This window comes from Vibrio sp. SCSIO 43133 (assembly GCF_023716845.1).
Lineage (GTDB): Bacteria > Pseudomonadota > Gammaproteobacteria > Enterobacterales > Vibrionaceae > Vibrio > Vibrio mediterranei.
The window spans coordinates 411,355-428,678 of record NZ_CP068024.1 but is presented as its reverse complement, the minus strand read 5'-3'; the positions used below and the strand labels follow the sequence as shown (position 1 = coordinate 428,678).

The 17,324-nt window shown below is 44.9% G+C and carries 19 protein-coding genes and 1 other RNA gene; 10 read left to right on the top strand and 10 right to left on the bottom strand.

What is annotated here, in order from left to right; all coding sequences use genetic code 11:
- Nucleotides 1-85: 85 nt before the first annotated feature.
- Genes JKJ11_RS02275 through rpoE form a run of 4 tightly spaced genes read right to left on the bottom strand, consistent with a single transcriptional unit; the run spans nt 86 to nt 2,737 of the window.
- A complete protein-coding gene (locus tag JKJ11_RS02275; protein ID WP_252038689.1) occupies nt 86-556 on the bottom strand; it encodes a SoxR reducing system RseC family protein in 471 nt (156 codons plus the stop codon).
- Nucleotides 553-1,533: a sigma-E factor regulatory protein RseB gene (gene rseB / locus JKJ11_RS02270; RefSeq protein WP_006075274.1), complete on the bottom strand. Its 981-nt coding sequence runs from the start codon at nt 1,531-1,533 to the stop codon at nt 553-555. The genes JKJ11_RS02275 and rseB overlap by 4 nt, the downstream gene beginning before the upstream one ends.
- Nucleotides 1,530-2,132 (bottom strand): RseA family anti-sigma factor, encoded by a 603-nt coding sequence (locus tag JKJ11_RS02265; protein ID WP_038228972.1) that lies wholly within the window; start codon nt 2,130-2,132, stop codon nt 1,530-1,532. Before JKJ11_RS02265 ends, rseB begins: the two co-directional genes overlap by 4 nt.
- A gap of 26 nt (nt 2,133-2,158) precedes the next feature.
- Complete coding sequence (gene rpoE / locus JKJ11_RS02260) at nt 2,159-2,737, bottom strand: RNA polymerase sigma factor RpoE (RefSeq protein ID WP_038228970.1); 579 nt, start codon at nt 2,735-2,737, stop codon at nt 2,159-2,161.
- A gap of 372 nt (nt 2,738-3,109) precedes the next feature.
- On the opposite strand from rpoE, the gene nadB reads away from it, so the two are divergent.
- The gene (gene nadB / locus JKJ11_RS02255) at nt 3,110-4,732 is read left to right on the top strand and encodes an L-aspartate oxidase (RefSeq protein WP_006075515.1); all 1,623 of its coding nucleotides are present in this window, start codon (nt 3,110-3,112) and stop codon (nt 4,730-4,732) included.
- A gap of 440 nt (nt 4,733-5,172) precedes the next feature.
- On the opposite strand, the gene JKJ11_RS02250 is transcribed toward nadB, so the two are convergent.
- The gene (locus tag JKJ11_RS02250) at nt 5,173-5,433 is read right to left on the bottom strand and encodes an FAD assembly factor SdhE (RefSeq protein WP_006075514.1); all 261 of its coding nucleotides are present in this window, start codon (nt 5,431-5,433) and stop codon (nt 5,173-5,175) included.
- A gap of 178 nt (nt 5,434-5,611) precedes the next feature.
- Here JKJ11_RS02250 and ygfZ point away from each other — a divergent pair, with 178 nt between their 5' ends.
- From ygfZ to JKJ11_RS02235, 3 genes are all read left to right on the top strand, one after another.
- Nucleotides 5,612-6,583 carry a tRNA-modifying protein YgfZ gene (gene ygfZ / locus JKJ11_RS02245; protein ID WP_031494013.1) on the top strand — a complete coding sequence of 324 codons (972 nt, stop codon included), beginning with the start codon at nt 5,612-5,614 and terminating at the stop codon, nt 6,581-6,583.
- Between the two features lie 3 nt (nt 6,584-6,586).
- Nucleotides 6,587-7,051, top strand: a complete 465-nt coding sequence (locus tag JKJ11_RS02240) for an aminoacyl-tRNA deacylase (protein WP_006075512.1) — start codon at nt 6,587-6,589, stop codon at nt 7,049-7,051.
- 683 nt (nt 7,052-7,734) lie between these two features.
- Nucleotides 7,735-7,941 (top strand): DUF1107 domain-containing protein, encoded by a 207-nt coding sequence (locus tag JKJ11_RS02235; RefSeq protein WP_006075511.1) that lies wholly within the window; start codon nt 7,735-7,737, stop codon nt 7,939-7,941.
- A gap of 130 nt (nt 7,942-8,071) precedes the next feature.
- Here JKJ11_RS02235 and JKJ11_RS02230 read toward each other — a convergent pair whose 3' ends face one another.
- The 3 genes from JKJ11_RS02230 to JKJ11_RS02220 form a co-directional block, all read right to left on the bottom strand.
- Entirely contained in the window at nt 8,072-9,292 is a 1,221-nt protein-coding gene (locus JKJ11_RS02230) for an FAD-dependent 2-octaprenylphenol hydroxylase (RefSeq protein WP_031494012.1), read from the bottom strand.
- Nucleotides 9,293-9,301: 9 nt separating this feature from the next.
- Complete coding sequence (gene ubiH / locus JKJ11_RS02225; protein WP_242456528.1) at nt 9,302-10,456, bottom strand: 2-octaprenyl-6-methoxyphenyl hydroxylase; 1,155 nt, start codon at nt 10,454-10,456, stop codon at nt 9,302-9,304.
- Nucleotides 10,457-10,527: 71 nt separating this feature from the next.
- Entirely contained in the window at nt 10,528-11,109 is a 582-nt protein-coding gene (locus tag JKJ11_RS02220; RefSeq protein WP_006075507.1) for a YecA/YgfB family protein, read from the bottom strand.
- 285 nt (nt 11,110-11,394) lie between these two features.
- Here JKJ11_RS02220 and JKJ11_RS02215 point away from each other — a divergent pair, with 285 nt between their 5' ends.
- The 5 genes from JKJ11_RS02215 to serA all read left to right on the top strand — a co-directional run bounded on the left by JKJ11_RS02215 (nt 11,395) and on the right by serA (nt 14,817).
- A complete protein-coding gene (locus tag JKJ11_RS02215; protein ID WP_240206453.1) occupies nt 11,395-11,706 on the top strand; it encodes a cell division protein ZapA in 312 nt (103 codons plus the stop codon).
- A gap of 1 nt (nt 11,707) precedes the next feature.
- Nucleotides 11,708-11,891: non-coding RNA, 6S RNA (gene ssrS / locus JKJ11_RS02210), on the top strand.
- 3 nt (nt 11,892-11,894) lie between these two features.
- The gene (locus JKJ11_RS02205) at nt 11,895-12,488 is read left to right on the top strand and encodes a 5-formyltetrahydrofolate cyclo-ligase (protein ID WP_236109194.1); all 594 of its coding nucleotides are present in this window, start codon (nt 11,895-11,897) and stop codon (nt 12,486-12,488) included.
- Between the two features lie 151 nt (nt 12,489-12,639).
- Nucleotides 12,640-13,296, top strand: a complete 657-nt coding sequence (gene rpiA / locus JKJ11_RS02200) for a ribose-5-phosphate isomerase RpiA (RefSeq protein ID WP_006075606.1) — start codon at nt 12,640-12,642, stop codon at nt 13,294-13,296.
- A gap of 291 nt (nt 13,297-13,587) precedes the next feature.
- The gene (gene serA / locus JKJ11_RS02195; protein WP_252038688.1) at nt 13,588-14,817 is read left to right on the top strand and encodes a phosphoglycerate dehydrogenase; all 1,230 of its coding nucleotides are present in this window, start codon (nt 13,588-13,590) and stop codon (nt 14,815-14,817) included.
- A gap of 46 nt (nt 14,818-14,863) precedes the next feature.
- Here the strand turns inward: serA and JKJ11_RS02190 are convergent, their stop codons facing one another.
- Both JKJ11_RS02190 and JKJ11_RS02185 read right to left on the bottom strand, forming a co-directional pair.
- Entirely contained in the window at nt 14,864-15,559 is a 696-nt protein-coding gene (locus tag JKJ11_RS02190) for an oxidative stress defense protein (RefSeq protein WP_252038687.1), read from the bottom strand.
- A 104-nt stretch (nt 15,560-15,663) separates the two neighbouring features.
- Entirely contained in the window at nt 15,664-16,560 is an 897-nt protein-coding gene (locus JKJ11_RS02185; protein ID WP_006075602.1) for a LysR family transcriptional regulator ArgP, read from the bottom strand.
- Nucleotides 16,561-16,702: 142 nt separating this feature from the next.
- On the opposite strand from JKJ11_RS02185, the gene JKJ11_RS02180 reads away from it, so the two are divergent.
- Nucleotides 16,703-17,323, top strand: a complete 621-nt coding sequence (locus tag JKJ11_RS02180) for a LysE/ArgO family amino acid transporter (protein ID WP_038228950.1) — start codon at nt 16,703-16,705, stop codon at nt 17,321-17,323.
- Nucleotide 17,324 lies beyond the last annotated feature (1 nt).

The following is a 17,324-nucleotide window of genomic DNA, read 5'->3' as shown; positions in this document are numbered from 1 at the left end:
AAAATGCGGAAAAAACGCGCATTTCAATTAAGTTGGCAGATTCTACCCAATTTCGATGCGGTTCGCACCTTATTTAGACAATGGGCTAGAGAATCGACTCACCAAGCACTCTGACCAACTTCACTTGCTGGAAAGAAGCTCGCTCCATTGGGGTAACCCACTTTTTGGCTAACCTAAAGCCAATAAAAGCAAAACACGCAGAAGTCAGTATGACCACCAGCTCGCCAGCACCTAATAATGGCGCTAACCACAATTGACCCACAATAGCTCCAATGAACAAAAACAGTAGCGGTAGTAGGTAAATCAACGCTGCGGATTGAAGTAAGCTCTTTTCCGGAAACGCAATTTCAACCACATCGCCTGCCTTTACAGGTTTAGACGTAGCAAGCTGCCAATGAAGTTGCTTCTTACCCACTGCTTTACTAACAATACCAGTTCCACAACTACTCTTTGACTGGCAGGAGCTACAACTGGTTTGCTGATCACAGCTTAGTTCAACGTGGAACTGGTGACCCTGGGGTTCAACCGAGGTCACCGTCGCGAGTGCGGTCATCATGGGGTAATGCCTTCATCTGCCTTATTTACTTTGTTAAGTGTAACAGATTGTGCAATACGCTGCGCTGTGGCAGGAGGGATATCACCAACGACTGAAATTTGTTTGTCATTAAGAACAATGCTATGAACCGTACGTCGGCCTTGGCGGATCAACTGACCTTTTAGAGAATTACTATCACGATCAGAGATATAGACCGAAAAGCTGAACAAACCATCAGTGAACATTTGGCTCTCAACCACATCTTCAGTTGCTAGCATACGGTAGCGATTAAGATCTTTAGGTTGAAAACCATTGGGAACCCAACCCACATGCCAAAATGTTTGCTCAATATTACCTTTCGGTAGTGATAGAACCGCCGGAAGCTGCACGTCATCAAGCGAGCTCAACATTGTGGCAATATGATCATTCACCGCATATGAGATCACACGATACTGCTCTAAAATTTCACCGTCACGATCCAATAGATCAGCACGTAACGGAAGCTTGCTCTTTTCATCCACCCACAATACATAAGAGTAACGCAGTCCATCTTTTGGAACGACTCTAAATACTTGTGTCGGCGCTCCCGCTTCACGCGCACGGCCTACTCGAACGTAATCATAGTATTCACTCAGCTGCTTTACATCGCTGTTGAGTAAAGGCATCAACGGGGCCACCATCTTGCCAGATTCAATCGTGAACGGATCGACACCCGGTTCGATGTAACTAACTTCATTACCACGTCGAATGACTTCTCTTACTGGACCACTTAGATAAACAAGATGGGCTAATTGTTGAGTATCGCTTTTCGCGTGTCGGTAAAGTAACGGCTCTATGCTGTTCTTTTTGATAAGGATGTAGGACAGTTCATAATTCAATTGCTGGCTGGCATCGTTCATTTGATGCAACAAAGCCTCCGCAGAAGACTCTTCTTCTGCAAAGGCTTGGGTACCAAATAAACTGAACAGCAATAATGAACTGGTCAGAAATTTTTTCATTCAATTACCGATTCTGTATCAGCAGAGTGCGAAGCATTATCTTCGCTGTTTAGTCTTAGCTGTAACTCGTAATCTTGCAGTAATGCGTTGATACGACGACGCTGTTCTTGCACGTTGACACTTTCATTCGAGCTTTTTGCAACCGAATCACGTGTCAAGCTGACTGGCTCAGCACTGCCCGCAAACGGAATAGTCTGCAAAACAGGTAATTGCTCAGCTTCAGGCTGTGCTGGATCTTGGCCAGAGTACTGCTGTACTCCTAAAATAACTGCCAAAGACACACACGCCGCTACCGCTACTTGACCAAACTGTGTTATCCAAGCTGGTAATAAGCGCTTCGCTTGTGAAGGCGTAGGTTGTGACTCGATAGGCATTACGATATCACTCGTATGCGCTGGCTCATTTTCGAGCGCAGACGCCACACTTTCAGCAATATTCCAATCTAAACTTTGTGGCTCATCACCACGCATGACATCACCAATAAGATGATAATTATGCCAAGTTTCTTTGCTCTCCTGATCTTTTTCCAACGCTTCAATAAGCGCGTCATCGATCAGGTCTCCATCCATGAATGCTGAAAGCTTCTGTTTGTCAGCCATTATATTCACCATAGTTGTAACTAGTTTTAGCGTTGAAGAAGAGGCTTAATCTTCTTCTCTACCGCTTCACGAGCACGGAAGATACGCGAACGTACCGTTCCTACTGGGCAATCCATTACTTCTGCAATTTCTTCGTAGCTCAAACCATCAAGCTCTCGAAGCGTCATTGCAGTCTTCAAATCTTCAGGTAACGCTTCAATTGCAGCGAAAACAGTTCGCTTCAATTCATTCGACAACGTTAAGTTCTCTGGGTTCGAAATTTCTTTCAAAGCGTTACCGGCTTCAAAAAATTCGGCATCTTCTGCATCAACATCGCTGGCTGGCGGCCTACGGCTCTGAGCCACAATGTGATTCTTTGCGGTGTTCACTGCTATGCGATACAACCAAGTATAGAAGGCACTCTCACCTCTAAACGTCGGGATCGCACGATACGCCTTTATAAACGCTTCTTGGGCGATATCCGCTACATCACCCGAATTGCTCACGTATCTTGATATGAGATTGCAAACCTTGTTTTGATAGCGCAAAACCAATAGGTTAAATGCTTGTTTATCTCCACTTTGAACGCGCTCAATCAACACCTGATCGGTCGGCTGCTCGTTCATGCGAGCGTTCACTCCTATTCGTTATTACCCTTACCTTCACAGATATGAGTATTAATTATGCATATTGTAGTCTTGACACCACCGCTAACATGAGCACTATTGTGACTCTAGGCAGATAGGAAAGTTCAAAACTTTCTCAGTTTTTTTGTCATTAATCATTCACAATGTGATTTGGCGTCAACTACAATGTTGTCAATTTACAAGAATGGATTACTTAGCTCCTTAACACAATCGATTTTTCAACGTGTTATCTCAGGTAGGTAATCCTTGATGCAAGTGCCCTTCGCCAGCTGTCTATGCAGCTTCCTATCGCGCACTTTTATCTAGGTAGAGTGATTTTACTCTACGATAGGTCAGGATTTTAAAGTAATTATGAACACAAACCGAGAGCATCTTTGTGATGTTTTAGTCATAGGAAGTGGCGCCGCAGGTTTATCGTTGGCTTTACGAGTCGCCGAACGCGCTAAAGTTATCGTATTAAGTAAAGGCCCAAGAAGTGAAGGGGCGACCTACTACGCCCAGGGTGGCATTGCTGCGGTATTCGATGAGACAGACAGCATCGAGTCTCACGTTAACGATACCAATATCGCTGGAGCCGGGCTTTGTGAACAAGACACCGTTCAGTTTATCGCAGAAAATGCGAAAGAGTGCGTGCAATGGTTAATCGATGGTGGTGTTCCTTTTGACCAAGTAGAAACCGCCAAAGACGAAGAACCTCGTTATCACCTGACTCGTGAAGGTGGTCATAGCCATCGTAGGATTCTGCATGCCGCCGATGCCACAGGCATGGCAATGCAAACCACTCTGCAAGATAACGTTAATAGCCATCCTAATATCGAAATCTTCGAACGCTACAACGCACTAGACCTTATTACTGAAGACAAGGTTGGCGGTGATAAAGACAAAGTGGTTGGCGCCTATATTTGGAACCGCAATAAAGAGCACGTTGAAACGGTACGCGCTAAGTTTGTTGTCTTAGCCACAGGTGGTGCATCAAAAGTGTATCAGTACACATCTAACCCTGATGTCTCTTCTGGTGACGGTATCGCTATGGCTTGGCGCTCAGGCTGTCGTGTTGCTAACTTAGAATTCAACCAATTCCACCCAACTTGTCTATTCCACCCTGACGCGCGAAACTTCCTGTTGACGGAAGCTTTACGTGGCGAAGGCGCTTACTTAAAACGCCCTGATGGAACGCGTTTTATGCCCGATTTCGATGAGCGTGAAGAACTTGCTCCTCGTGATGTTGTGGCTCGCGCTATCGACTTCGAGATGAAGCGTCTCGGTGCAGATTGCATGTATTTGGATATCAGCCATAAGCCTGAAGAGTTTATTATTAAACACTTCCCAACCATCCATATGCGCCTTCAAGACCTTGGCATCGATATGACGAAGGAGCCAATTCCAATCGTTCCGGCCGCTCACTATACCTGCGGCGGTGTCATGGTGGATAAGTCTGGTAAAACAGACCTTGAACAGTTGTACGCCATCGGTGAAGTAAGTTATACCGGACTTCACGGTGCGAACCGTATGGCATCAAACTCTCTACTTGAATGTGTGGTCTATGCTTGGGCTGCAGCCAATGACATTCTAGAGAAATTCGACGATGCAGCTCTGGTTGATGGTCTTCCAGCTTGGGATGAAAGCCAAGTTAGCTGTTCTGATGAAGAAGTCATTATTCAACATAATTGGCACGAGTTACGCCTATTTATGTGGGATTACATGGGTATCGTACGCACAGACAAGCGACTAGAGCGAGCACTTCGTCGTATTCAAATGTTGCAACAAGAAACACATGAGTACTACAGCAATTTCAAAGTGTCGAATAACTTACTTGAACTGCGTAACTTACTGCAAGTTGCCGAATTGATGGTGAGATGCGCAATGCAGCGTAAAGAAAGTCGCGGACTGCACTATACTCTCGACTACCCTGATATGTTAGAAAATAGCGGACCAACGATACTATCGCCTCAAGACCAAGCTCCAACGGTCTGATCTGGGGACCTATCTCGTCACCATGATATCGAAGCAGTCACTGATGTGACTGCTTTTTTATTACCAAAATCAAACGACGATACGCTGACTCATCACAACTATCCCGCCAGATTAAGCGCCAGCCATTGTCTTGATCATAAATTCCTATAAGCCAGTAGCGAAAAGCAAGAAAGTAACGGGGGGAGTTAAGCTCGGTATTATTTAATGTGACCAAAGATGACTTCAAGATTAATTGGCCATTTAAGGCAGGATGCAACCAATAAGTCCGACCGAATATAGCGATGACGTAAAGTGTGAGTAAAAGCGGGGCGGACGACGCGATGCAAGTTGCCAATACTAGAATAGTAAGTGAACTATTAATAATCGCAGCGAGACATGAGGGATGAATCTGCAGGTAGGCATTATCGAGCGCAGCCTTACCTGCATGACTTGAAAAGAGCTTAGCGGACCTTGCTGAGGTTATGAGCAACGATTTTATCAACCATAGAGGCGTGTCCTAAGTTTTCACTACGACCATGGCCCATTACCCAAGTAAATAAATCTGGATCGTCACACTCTAACAGAGAGACAAAGTCTTTCTGTTCTTGATCGTTGAGAGTGTCAAAGCATTCCTCAAAGAACGGCATAATCACTACGTCCAGTTCTAACATACCCCGACGACATGCCCACTTAATTCGAGCTTTTTCTTCACTAGAGTACATTCCATTCTCCATCTACAACTAATATCGGCCGAGTGTAACAAGCAAGTTTATCGCTCACCACTGTCTGCATCACACAAACTCTACTTTCATCACAAGATTTCGTGCAACAACATTCAGCTGACAAAATCCATCCTGAAGATTAACATGGGTGATATGTTTACCAACGAGACCAAGAACTATGGATTGGCAACCAAACACACAGGCAATTGAAATAACACCTACCACAGAACTACCCGATTTGTTGTTTACCAAACTGAATCGTTGGGGTGCTCTCGAAATGACCGGCGACGATCGTAAGTCTTACCTTCAAGGTCAAGTTACCTGTGATGTGGTTTCGCTGGAGCAGAATCAATCCACCTTTGGAGCGCATTGTGACGCTAAAGGTAAAGTGTGGAGTGCTTTTAGACTGTGTCACATTGAGAACGGATACGCCATGATTCAACCTCAATCGGCACTAGAGAAAGAACTGACGGAGCTCAAGAAATATGCCGTTTTTTCTAAGGTAGAACTCATTATTAGCACCAAACCACTTATCGGTGTGATGGGAACAAGCGCTCAGCAATGGATTGATCAACAATTCCCAACCTCTGGTGCTGTGCGCCAAAACAAAGGCAGCACCGCTATTCAAATTAATGATGAGCGTTGGATGCTGTTAGTTGATGGTGACCTGCAATCATTACTTTCTTCTGATTCTGAGTTACTTTGGGTCGCGGAATCACTATGGACCAAGTTCGATATTGAGCAAGGGCTACCTATCTTAGAAGCAGAGCAGCAAAATCAACACATACCTCAAGCCTTGAATTTACAAGCACTAGATGGCATTAGCTTCAATAAAGGCTGCTACACAGGTCAAGAGACCGTCGCAAGAGCGAAATATCGTGGCATCAACAAACGCATGCTGGCAAATGTGAGAGGTCTACTCGATTCTCCACTTAGCGATGACGACATTATTGACATCGAGCGTTCAGTGGGAGAGAACTGGCGTAAGGCCGGAGAGGTACTGGCACATTACCAGTACAGCAATGGCGAATTCGTTGCCGCTATGGTTATTGCCAACAATCTCGATGAAGATTCTCAGTTCCGTTTAGCTTCTCAACCAAACAGTCGTTTGAGCCTAGAATTGCCACCTTACCCACTCGACCAAGAGTAAGGGATGATTGATACACGCATAACTGCCTATCTGGATGAACGTGATATTCCCTATAGAGTCTTGATGCAATCCCGTGAGGCAGTGTCCATTGAGGATGCTGCCAAATTACGTGGTATCGAAACTCACAAAATGGTCAAAACCTTGTTACTGCGAGATATGGATAACCAACTTGTCCTTGCCTGCTGTCAGGGCAACAAACAAGTGGATCCGAAAAAAGTACGCGCTTTATTGAATACTCGTCGAATGACCTGTGTTTCCAGTGAACAAGTTGAAGCTCTTACAGGTTTTGCTATTGGCACAGTCACTCCCTTGCTGTTAAAAAACCCCATGCCTATCATTTTTGATAATGAATTAAAGCAAAATACCTTAGTCACCATCAGCAGTGGGCAACGCATTGCGGGTCTTGAGATCGCGCTCAGTGATCTCGTTGCTCACTGTTCTCCTCAATGGTCGGATATCACTCGGTAGCGGTTTCCGTAACCAATCGATGCAAATTAATGTCGTCTTAGATCATAGAAGCGTGAAATGGATCTAATTTAACACTTAGATGCAATGAGATTTTATACATTTTTTAAGCATAAATAGTCATTGATGTTTTTTTGGGGTATTGTACATATTGTCACCAGTTAGCACTTCAAGGCTACTGGTGGCAACACTAGAGTGAATCTCTGCTCAGGCAGTAACTCCACTTTTGTGTAATGCATCTGTGACATTTGGCCCGCTATGCGGGCTTTTTTTTCGAGTTCCCTTGCTACCTTCCACACGATCTCTCCCCTTTATGTCTAGGTTTTGTAAAAGAGTGTGTCCTCGTGACAACTTTTTCTGATTTGGTCGGTCTACATATACGTACCTATTAATAATAGCCAATGGAACAAACAGGTTGATGATTGCAGGGCGACTAAAAAGCTCGATTCATACCAGTGTCATACTAAGCTATTCAAATAGAGCAAAAATTGAGAATGGAAGACCCCAATCGAGGCTTTTGTGCTAAATATCACGGAGATATCGTGACATCGCAATGGAATTGCAAAACGCTCCACAAAACGCTCACTTGGTTGTATCAGCACGCTCGTAAAGCCCGTGCTATCACACATTTAGATTAGGGTTTTAACTATAATTCGTTCGCTAGGTAACATTATAAGGAAGGCTAAATGAGACTGTTTAAGCGCTATACACCAGGTATGATTGCTAAACATGTGAGTCGACTATTCAGAGGCAGAATCTATATTTATGGTTTAGGCGGATTTGAGTTTGACAATGGTAAATTGATCATTCCTGAACGCGCCGAAAAGCGTCATTTCCAAGCGGTAAAAGAGATAAACCAAGAGGTTATGAAACTTCGCTGCGCATACGCTTAAAGAACATTACAATCGAATAACGATAACAACCCTACGCTAAACTTAAGCCCACCAAGATGGGCAACAACTACAACCATCCAAAAGGGGCAGCCACGCTGCCCCTTTTTAGTTTTTAAATTTAACTCAGTGGTTAACTCTGACTGACTTCTGTCTTTGCTAGTTCTGGTAGGTGCCCCCTCATTCCCAAAGCACGGCTCATAATTTCTTGCTTCGCACCAGGCAACTGTCCTACCAAGCTCATACCGATACCGCGAATAAGTTTCTTCGCAGGGTTATCTCCTTCAAACAGGTCTTTAAAGCCTTGCATAGCAGCGATCATTTTAGCCGCCTCCGCTTTGCGCCAACGTTCATATTCACGCAGGTTACGCTTGCGACCAATATCTTTTCCTGCGCGCCATAACTTAAATATTTCTTGTGACAGACTGGCAGCATCAAGCAATCCTAGGTTAACACCTTGCCCTGCGAGTGGATGGATGGTGTGTGCAGCATCACCAACAAGTGCAACTCGCTCGGTAACAAAGTCACGCGCATAACGCATCTTCAAAGGGAAAACTCGTCGTTCAGACTTCACATGGCAGAGACCTAAGCGGCTATCAAATTCAGCGGTCAGCGCTTTGTTGAACTCCGCTTCCGACATTTTGGCAAGTTTTTCTGCTCGTTGTGGTTCGGTTGACCAAACGATAGAACATAGACTGCGGTCATCTAATGGTAGAAATGCAAGCGGCCCTTGCGGTGTAAACACTTGTCTCGCAACACAATCATGAAAGTCATCAACCGAGATATTCGCAACTAGGGCACTGTGTCCATAATCCCAATGAGTAAGTGGGATATCTTGCTGCTTTCTCACCCATGAGTTGGCACCGTCTGCACCCACTACCAATTTGCTAGTAAATGACTGCCCATTATCTAACGTCATCCACACTTCACTTTCACCTACGGCCATTGACTGGCAACGATGCGGCATAAAGAGCGTCACGTTATTTTGTCCTTCAACTTGCTCTAACAAGGCCAACTGAATGACACGATTTTCAACGATATGGCCAAGGTCTGGTTGAGACATCTGACTAGCAGAGAACTCAATACGAGCAAAGCTGTCCTGCTCCCAAACTTCCATAGCGTAATAAGGAGCACAGCGATGTTTCTGAATTGCATCCCATGCCCCGAGGTTTTTCAATATGGTCTCACTGGCACGGCTTAAGGCTGAGACACGAATATCAGGGTCTCCTGAAATATCTTTGTCTGGAGTATTCCCTTCTACGACTGCGATTCGCAGATCGGTGTCTTTCAGTGCGCGGGCGAGAGCAAGGCCCACCATTCCGCCACCTATGATGGCTAAGTCAAAACTTTGCATATCTCTGTACTACCTATTCACAACCCCAAGTGCTCGATTAAAAATCGGCGACTTGAGCCGTGGAAAATTATCCATTAGCCCTAAACCTACATTTCGGCCTAATCGAAGGGCAAAAAAGTCATTTGAAAATATGTGTACTAACCCAGACGTCATGGTGATCGTCAGCTCTCGATCTTGCTGGCGATTGCTTTGGAATCTATTTAGATTAGCGTATTCACCTACATCTTGAAGGCTTTCAAGCAACGAATCGACCAAAGTCGCAATATCGCGAATCCCAAGGTTAAAGCCTTGCCCTGCAATAGGGTGTAGCGTCTGAGCTGCATTACCGACAGCAGCGACTCGATGTTTAACAATTTGTGGTCGATGACGTAGCAAAAGTGGGTAACTGGCAACCGCCCCTACCTTAGTAAAACGACCTAAGCGCCAGCCGAATTCTTGTTGAAGAAGGGACAAGAAGTCAGTGTCAGGAAGGTTCACGACTTGCTGTGCACGCTCCGGAGTCATACACCATACTAAAGAACTTCGCTCATCAGACATAGGCAACAAGGCTAACGGACCATGTTCAGTGAAACGCTCGAAGGCGCGGCCATTAGGATCTTCACTGGTTTTGACGTTAGCGATGATCGCAACTTGTCCGAAATCATGACTCAGCTGCTCTAAACCTACAGCTTGACAGCTCTTTGAGTCTGCTCCATCAGCAGCCACAAGAAGTTTTGCTTCAAGTAGGCTGACGCTGCCAGACTCATCTTTGACTGAGACGGCAACATGATGCTGGTGTTGAGCCACATCCTCTACCGAACAAGGGCAAAGGAAATCAATGTTCGAGCTACTGGTGAGTCTTTGATTAAATCGGCGCCCTAGCTCCGCAAGTTCGACCACATACCCCATTGCCTTTAACCCTTCTTTCGCCGCGTAGAAGTCAGTCATGGCGGCGTGACCGCGATCTGAGACATGAATATGAGTAATAGGTGTGGCATGGTCTTGAATCAACGACCACAACTTATACTGCTTGAGAATCTCTACGGTCCCATGGGAAAGAGCGATCGAGCGAGCGTCAAAGCCAGGGTGCGACTGACTGTCCGAAAGAAATGGTTCGATAACAGCAATCTTCAATGCATGATTACTGCAGTAGTCGAGAGCCATAGCTAGAGTCGCCCCTGCCATTGCTCCTCCTGCAATTACAACATCATACTTATTTGACACTGCCTTTCTCCTTTATAAGACGGACGAACTAATTAGTGAATGGTCGGTGTTTCTGACGGTTTACTTGGTTTTACGCCAAACTCAGCATGAATGGTCAATGCACACGCTTTTACGTGCTCGATTACCTGCTCTAAAAGCTGAGCTTGTTCTTCTAGATCATCATCTTCATCGATGCCCAGTCTTGCTATTTCTTCCAAATCAGCAAGCGCTTCTTTGGCATCAGCAGATGCCTTTTTTAGAGGCGCGTTAATTAAGCCCAGTCCGGAAATAAAGTGGTTTACCCATTCACTCAAACCATCGGCAATTTCAAAGACACTTGCTTCAACCTCTTCTCCAGGGATAAGCAATGAAAGCTCAAAACCCTGTTCTGCCGTTAGTTCTTTGATTGAAAAAGCGAGTAGAGATTTCGCCGTAGCCAAATTGGATTGCGGCCAACCCATACCATCATTGGTGTAATCGAAAATAAGTGGCTGCCAGCTGTCATCGCTCAGCCCTAATCCACCACTTACCATACCCACAAGCAAGCCATGAAGTTCCGCTGGCGATACTGCCAACCCTGCCTGCTGCAGCTCAGTAGCAATCGTAATGTAATTAGGTAGTGTTGTTTCACTCATAGCAATACTCGTTTCAATGAATTAGCACCATGTTTATGAATAAGCTCGCTATTCATAACATAGATTTTTGAATCTGACCTGCAATGCTATCACTTCCCACCTCTGGCGAAAACGCCATCCCACACGTTTCTGAGTAGCTTTTGTGCGAATTGTCGATTTCGTGTGTTGTTAGCCACGCAATTGGCACCGACACTACAGAAAAGCTTGAATCTTAATGCTCGTTTACCTATAGTTTCTTCCTCAACATTACCTAATGTGGTGATACTTAAAAGAGTTCTTGTCATTATGGAAAATCAAGCTGTCGAAGTCGAAATCTTGGGAAAACTGACACGGGTGAATTGCCCCCCAGATCAGAGAGAAACCCTGATTAAAGCAGCCCAAGACCTAGATAATCGATTGCAAGAAATGTCCCAAAGGACTAAAGTAACCAACGAGCTTAAACTGCTTACCATTGCTGCATTGAACATGTCGTATGAACTCAATAATCGTAGCGATGAGTCACAACAAGAAGTGGCACAAATGAACGAGCGTATGGAACAGCTCACCGCATCTCTAGAAGATGCAATTAGTAAAGTAAAGCAAGGACAGCAAACCTAATTTTACCCTGGGGTGTACGTCAGTGGATTTAAGTCCCTGAGCCGATAAGCAATACCAAAGGGTTAGTATTTGATAACTATTGAGCAAGCTCGGCTCGTACCGAGAAGCCTACGGTTAACATTGCTGATCCGCCTTGAACCAGCTGGTTCAAGGGCCACAATCCTCAACGGCACTCTGGGGTATTCCTAATGTCTCTTTCTACAAGACAACAAATACGTACTCTTGTACGCTCTCGTCGCCAATCGATAAACCAAGATCTACAAGCCATCTACGCCAATAACTTAATGACAAGAGTTGGCGAATTGAGCGTCCTTAGTACTGCCAGAAAAGTCGCTTTGTACCTAGCCACAGATGGTGAACTGGATACGTTACCGACCATTCAATGGTTTTGGCAACAGGGTATCGAAACCTATTTGCCAGTAATTCACCCCTTCTCAAAAGGTCAGTTACTTTTCCTACGCTACGCTCAAGATACGCCTTTAGTCCTCAATCAATATAAGATTTTAGAGCCCAAGCTTGATCAGCGAGCTATTTGTCCTGTGTCCGAGTTGGATATTATCTTTACTCCTTTGGTCGCCTTTGATGATTCAGGTCAACGCTTAGGCATGGGAGGTGGATACTATGATCGAACGTTAGCTCCTTGGGAAAACACTGATTTAGGGCCGACTGCTATTGGCCTTGCGCATGATTGCCAACGAGTAGACACACTGCCTAGTGAGTCATGGGACATTCCACTAGCCACCATAGTCACACCAAGTAAGATCTGGCACTGGAACAAATAGCTTCCTACTTCACCTCCAAAGAGAAATAGAGCAATCGATTGCTGTTTTTCGCAGTTTTTTGTCATATCACTATTTTTTCAGCGCATTTGTCGTCGAAATTGATATATAATTCGCCCGCATTTTCACCTTAAATCAAAACTGGGATTCAACCATGACTCAAGACGAGATGAAGAAAGCTGCTGGTTGGGCGGCGCTAAAGTATGTCGAAAAAGATAGCATTGTTGGTGTTGGCACAGGCTCAACTGTAAACCACTTCATTGATGCACTAGGCACAATCAAAGAAGATATCAAAGGTGCAGTATCCAGTTCGATTGCTTCAACAGAGAAGCTAGAAGCGCTAGGCATTGAAGTCTTCGACTGCAACGATGTGGCTTATCTTGATGTTTACGTTGATGGCGCAGATGAAATCAACCCAACTCGTGACATGATCAAGGGCGGTGGTGCAGCACTAACACGTGAGAAGATCGTAGCCGCTATCTCAGACAAGTTTGTATGTATCGTTGATGGTACTAAAGCTGTTGATGTTCTTGGCCAGTTCCCACTACCTGTAGAAGTTATTCCAATGGCACGTTCTTACGTGGCTCGCGAACTAGTGAAACTTGGTGGTGACCCGGTTTACCGTGAAGGCGTGATTACAGACAACGGTAACGTCATTTTAGACGTACACGGTATGCAAATCACTGATGCTAAAGATATGGAAGACAAAATCAACGCTCTAGCAGGCGTGGTAACGGTAGGTTTATTTGCACACCGTGGCGCTGATGTGATCATTACTGGCACTCCAGAAGGTGCAAAAATCGAAGAATAAAGACTAAACGGGTTCTAATAGCACCTAGCAAAGCTGGTCAATATATTAAACGCGATTACGTCATTAGACTACAAACGGCACCTTAGGTGCCGTTTTTTCGTTTTTCTATAAGAAAATTATGCCTTATTCCGTAATTTTCTTACCCAACGTACAACTTTTTTGTTACTTTATTGGTCACAAGACGCACAAGGAAAACGTTTGCCTCAAGCAGTTGGAAGCTCCCTCCTCGATATTCTCACTGTCAAATGTGCGCTAATTAAGCCCGAATTTCCCATGTTAAGGATGAGTTAAATGGCCAAAGTTTCACTGGAAAAAGATAAGATAAAGATTCTGCTACTTGAAGGTTTACATCCATCTTCAGTAGAAGTTTTGCAAGCGGCTGGATACACCAATATCACCTATCATAAAGGCTCCTTACCAGAAGAAGAGCTGATTGAAGCCGTTAAAGACGTTCACTTTATCGGGATTCGTTCACGAACTAACCTGACTGAAGAAGTGATTAATGCCGCAGACAAATTAGTCGCAATCGGCTGTTTCTGTATTGGTACCAACCAGGTTGACCTTGATGCTGCTGCGAAACGTGGCGTCCCTGTTTTCAACGCACCATTTTCTAACACGCGAAGTGTTGCAGAATTGGTTCTTGGTCAAATCCTGTTACTACTGCGCGGTATCCCTGAGAAAAATGCCCTTGCCCATCGTGGAATCTGGAAGAAGAGTGCCGATAACTCATACGAAGCGCGTGGTAAGCGACTCGGTATCATTGGCTACGGTCACATCGGTACCCAGCTTGGCATTATTGCTGAAAACTTAGGTATGCGTGTGTACTTCTACGATATTGAGAACAAACTATCACTTGGTAATGCAACTCAGGTTCATACCATGACTGAGCTACTAAATAAGTGTGATGTTATCTCTCTGCATGTACCAGAGACCCCAGGAACCAAGAATATGATGGGAGCCGCTGAGTTTGAAAGAATGAAGCCGGGCGCCATCTTCATTAACGCTGCCCGTGGCACCGTGGTGGATATCCCTGCTCTCTGCGATTCCCTCGAAGCAGGTCACCTTGCAGGAGCTGCAATTGACGTATTCCCTGAAGAACCAAAGACCAATGCAGACCCATTTGAGTCTCCATTGATGAAATTCGACAATGTGATCCTAACGCCGCACGTCGGTGGTTCTACGCAAGAAGCTCAAGAGAACATCGGTATAGAAGTGGCTGGAAAACTGGCGAAATATTCTGATAACGGCTCAACGCTTTCAAGTGTGAACTTCCCAGAAGTATCACTGCCAGAGCACACCGAGTGTTCACGACTATTGCACATTCACAAAAACCGCCCAGGTATTCTAACTCAGATAAACACCATCTTTGCGGATGAAGGTATCAACATCGCAGGTCAATATTTGCAGACAGCTTCAGATATCGGTTATGTGGTTATTGATGTCGAAACAGCACGCTCTGAAGAAGCGCTGGCTAAGCTAAAGTTGATTGAAGGCACACTACGAGCTCGTATTCTGCACTAAGCTAACAACAGCTAAAAAAAACGCCCTGACTAGTCAGGGCGTTTTTTTATTTTCCAATTTGATAGGTAACATCCACTCGGTCACGAATAGTAATTACCGAGTCTTGATAGCTATTAGACTCCATTTTACTATCCATCGCCATACTGCGCATCACTACGGGTTGGTTCATCGGCTGACGATATTCAATACGCCATACTTTGCCAAGATTTTGATCAAATCCTTTCGCTAGCGAAGCAGCTTTGCTTTGTGCATCTTTAATGGCCGCGATGCGTGCCGCTTCTTGGTACTGACCTTGGTCTTTCACTTTAAGTTGAATGTTGTCAACTTGGTTAATCCCTGACTCAAGCGCAAGATCGAGATAGTTATTAAGATTCTCTAAGTCCATCACCTGAACAGTCACTGTACGCGATGCACGATAGCCAACCAACTCAGGTTTACCTTTTTCTGGATAATGATACTGAGGCGATAAGTACAGGTTTGAGCTCTGAATATCTTTCTTTTCGATGCCTTCAGACATCAAGCCAGAAAGAAACTTGTCTACCACAGAGTCAACACCTTGTTTCGCTTGGTCAGCATTCATTTGAGACTGTACAACTCGCACCGAAAACTCTGCCATATCTGGTGTTGCCTCTATCTCACCATAACCCGTGGTTGAGATATGGGGGAAATCTGGTTGGCTTGCAAAAACTGGCGTAGCAAACAGGGCAACGACTATTGTACCTAGTGCAAATGAGCGTTTCATTGAAGAATCCTCGTTCTGTTTTTAACCTTTATACTCAAGATTAGGCATAAGTTGAGAATATAGGTTCCCTAAAAAGTAAACACTGACACAAACATGACGTTCCACTACTGAGGCAAATACTGTCTCGCGTGACTAATAATGGCGTCTGAAACCTCACCAAGCACCCCACTTTCAAGTTGCCAGTGGTGCCAATAAATTTGATGAGACAGCAAAATATTAGGCGTAAGCTCAATTAACGCCCCCGATGCCAGTTCATCTTGAATTTGTAACTTGGGGATAAGACAGTAAGCCACACCCGCGACCGCAAGCTTCACAAAGGCTTCTGAGCTGCGCACCGTATGTTTGAGTATGCTGCCCGGCATAATATTAAAGTGTTGATTAACAAATCGCTGATGCATCTTATCATGTTGGTCAAAAGCCACTGCTGGCGCTTTAATTAAACTTTCTCGGTTCACTCCTTGGCTGAAGTAGCGTTTAATAAAGCTTGGGCTTGCCACACAAAGATAATCGACTCGCCCTAAATAGTCAGCCACACACCCAGGGATAGATTGCGACTCTAAACTTATTGCGCCGACTACTTCACCGTTTTTGAGCTTTTCGATGGTGCGACCTTCATCATCAACTATGAGATTGAGCTCAACTCGTTTCGCTTCCAAAAGCGGAAACAAACTCGGAAGCAGCCACGTCGCTAAGCTATCAGCGTTGGTTGCTAATGACACTGAAAGCGGTTTATCCCCCAAGTCAGCCGCGAGTTCTGGCACCAGTTCTTGCTCAAGTAGCCGCACTCGACGATATAAACCTAAGAGCTTTTTCCCTACAGCGGTCGGTCTTGGTGGTTGCTCTCGAACAAGGACAGGCTGAGCCAGCCATTTTTCTAATTGCTTAACTCGTTGAGACACGGCAGACTGAGAAATATACAGGTGCTCTGCCGCCTTATCGAAGCTTCGTTGCTCAACAATTGCGTCCAACGCTTCGATCCATTTGTAATCTAATCCGCGCATAAATCGCCCTCTTTTTCATCGCTTTGATTACAAATCACACATCATAAGTATGACTTATTTCTCATTAATATTATTAACTATCCTAATCATAAACGAATCGCTATTCTCACGCTCTCTTTTATGCTGCGGTGAGGAAATTAAAGTGAATTTTTGGGTGCTTCTTCAAGGTTTCGGATTGGGCGCGACAATGATTATCCCAATTGGCGCTCAGAACGCTTACGTTTTAAATCAAGGAATTAAGCGTAATCATCATCTTACGACGGCAACGGTTTGTAGCCTGCTAGATATGACGTTTATCTCTTTGGGGATCTTCGGTGGCGGTGCGATATTATCGCAAAATGAACTGTTGCTTACTGGGGTAACGTTAGGCGGCATTGCATTTTTAACTGGCTATGGTCTGCTCTCTCTAAAGAGCGCTTTTAAAAAGCCATCGGCTCAAGAGTCTTCAGGTGAAGTCTTAGCTCGCGGTCGCCGCACTGTCGTTCTAGGAGCATTAGCGGTTACGGTATTAAATCCTCACCTGTATCTGGATACCGTGGTCATTCTCGGCTCCATTGGTGGTCAGTTTGAAGGAAACGATCGTATCGCTTTTGCAATTGGCACAGTACTCGCATCGTTTGTTTGGTTTTATTCCTTATCGCTTGGAGCCGCAAAACTGGGACCAACCTTGTCTAAACCAAAGGTGAAGAAAGGTATCGACTTGGCAGTGGCCGCTATGATGTTTACTATCGCCTTGCTACTGACTAAAGGATTGATGGCCTAAC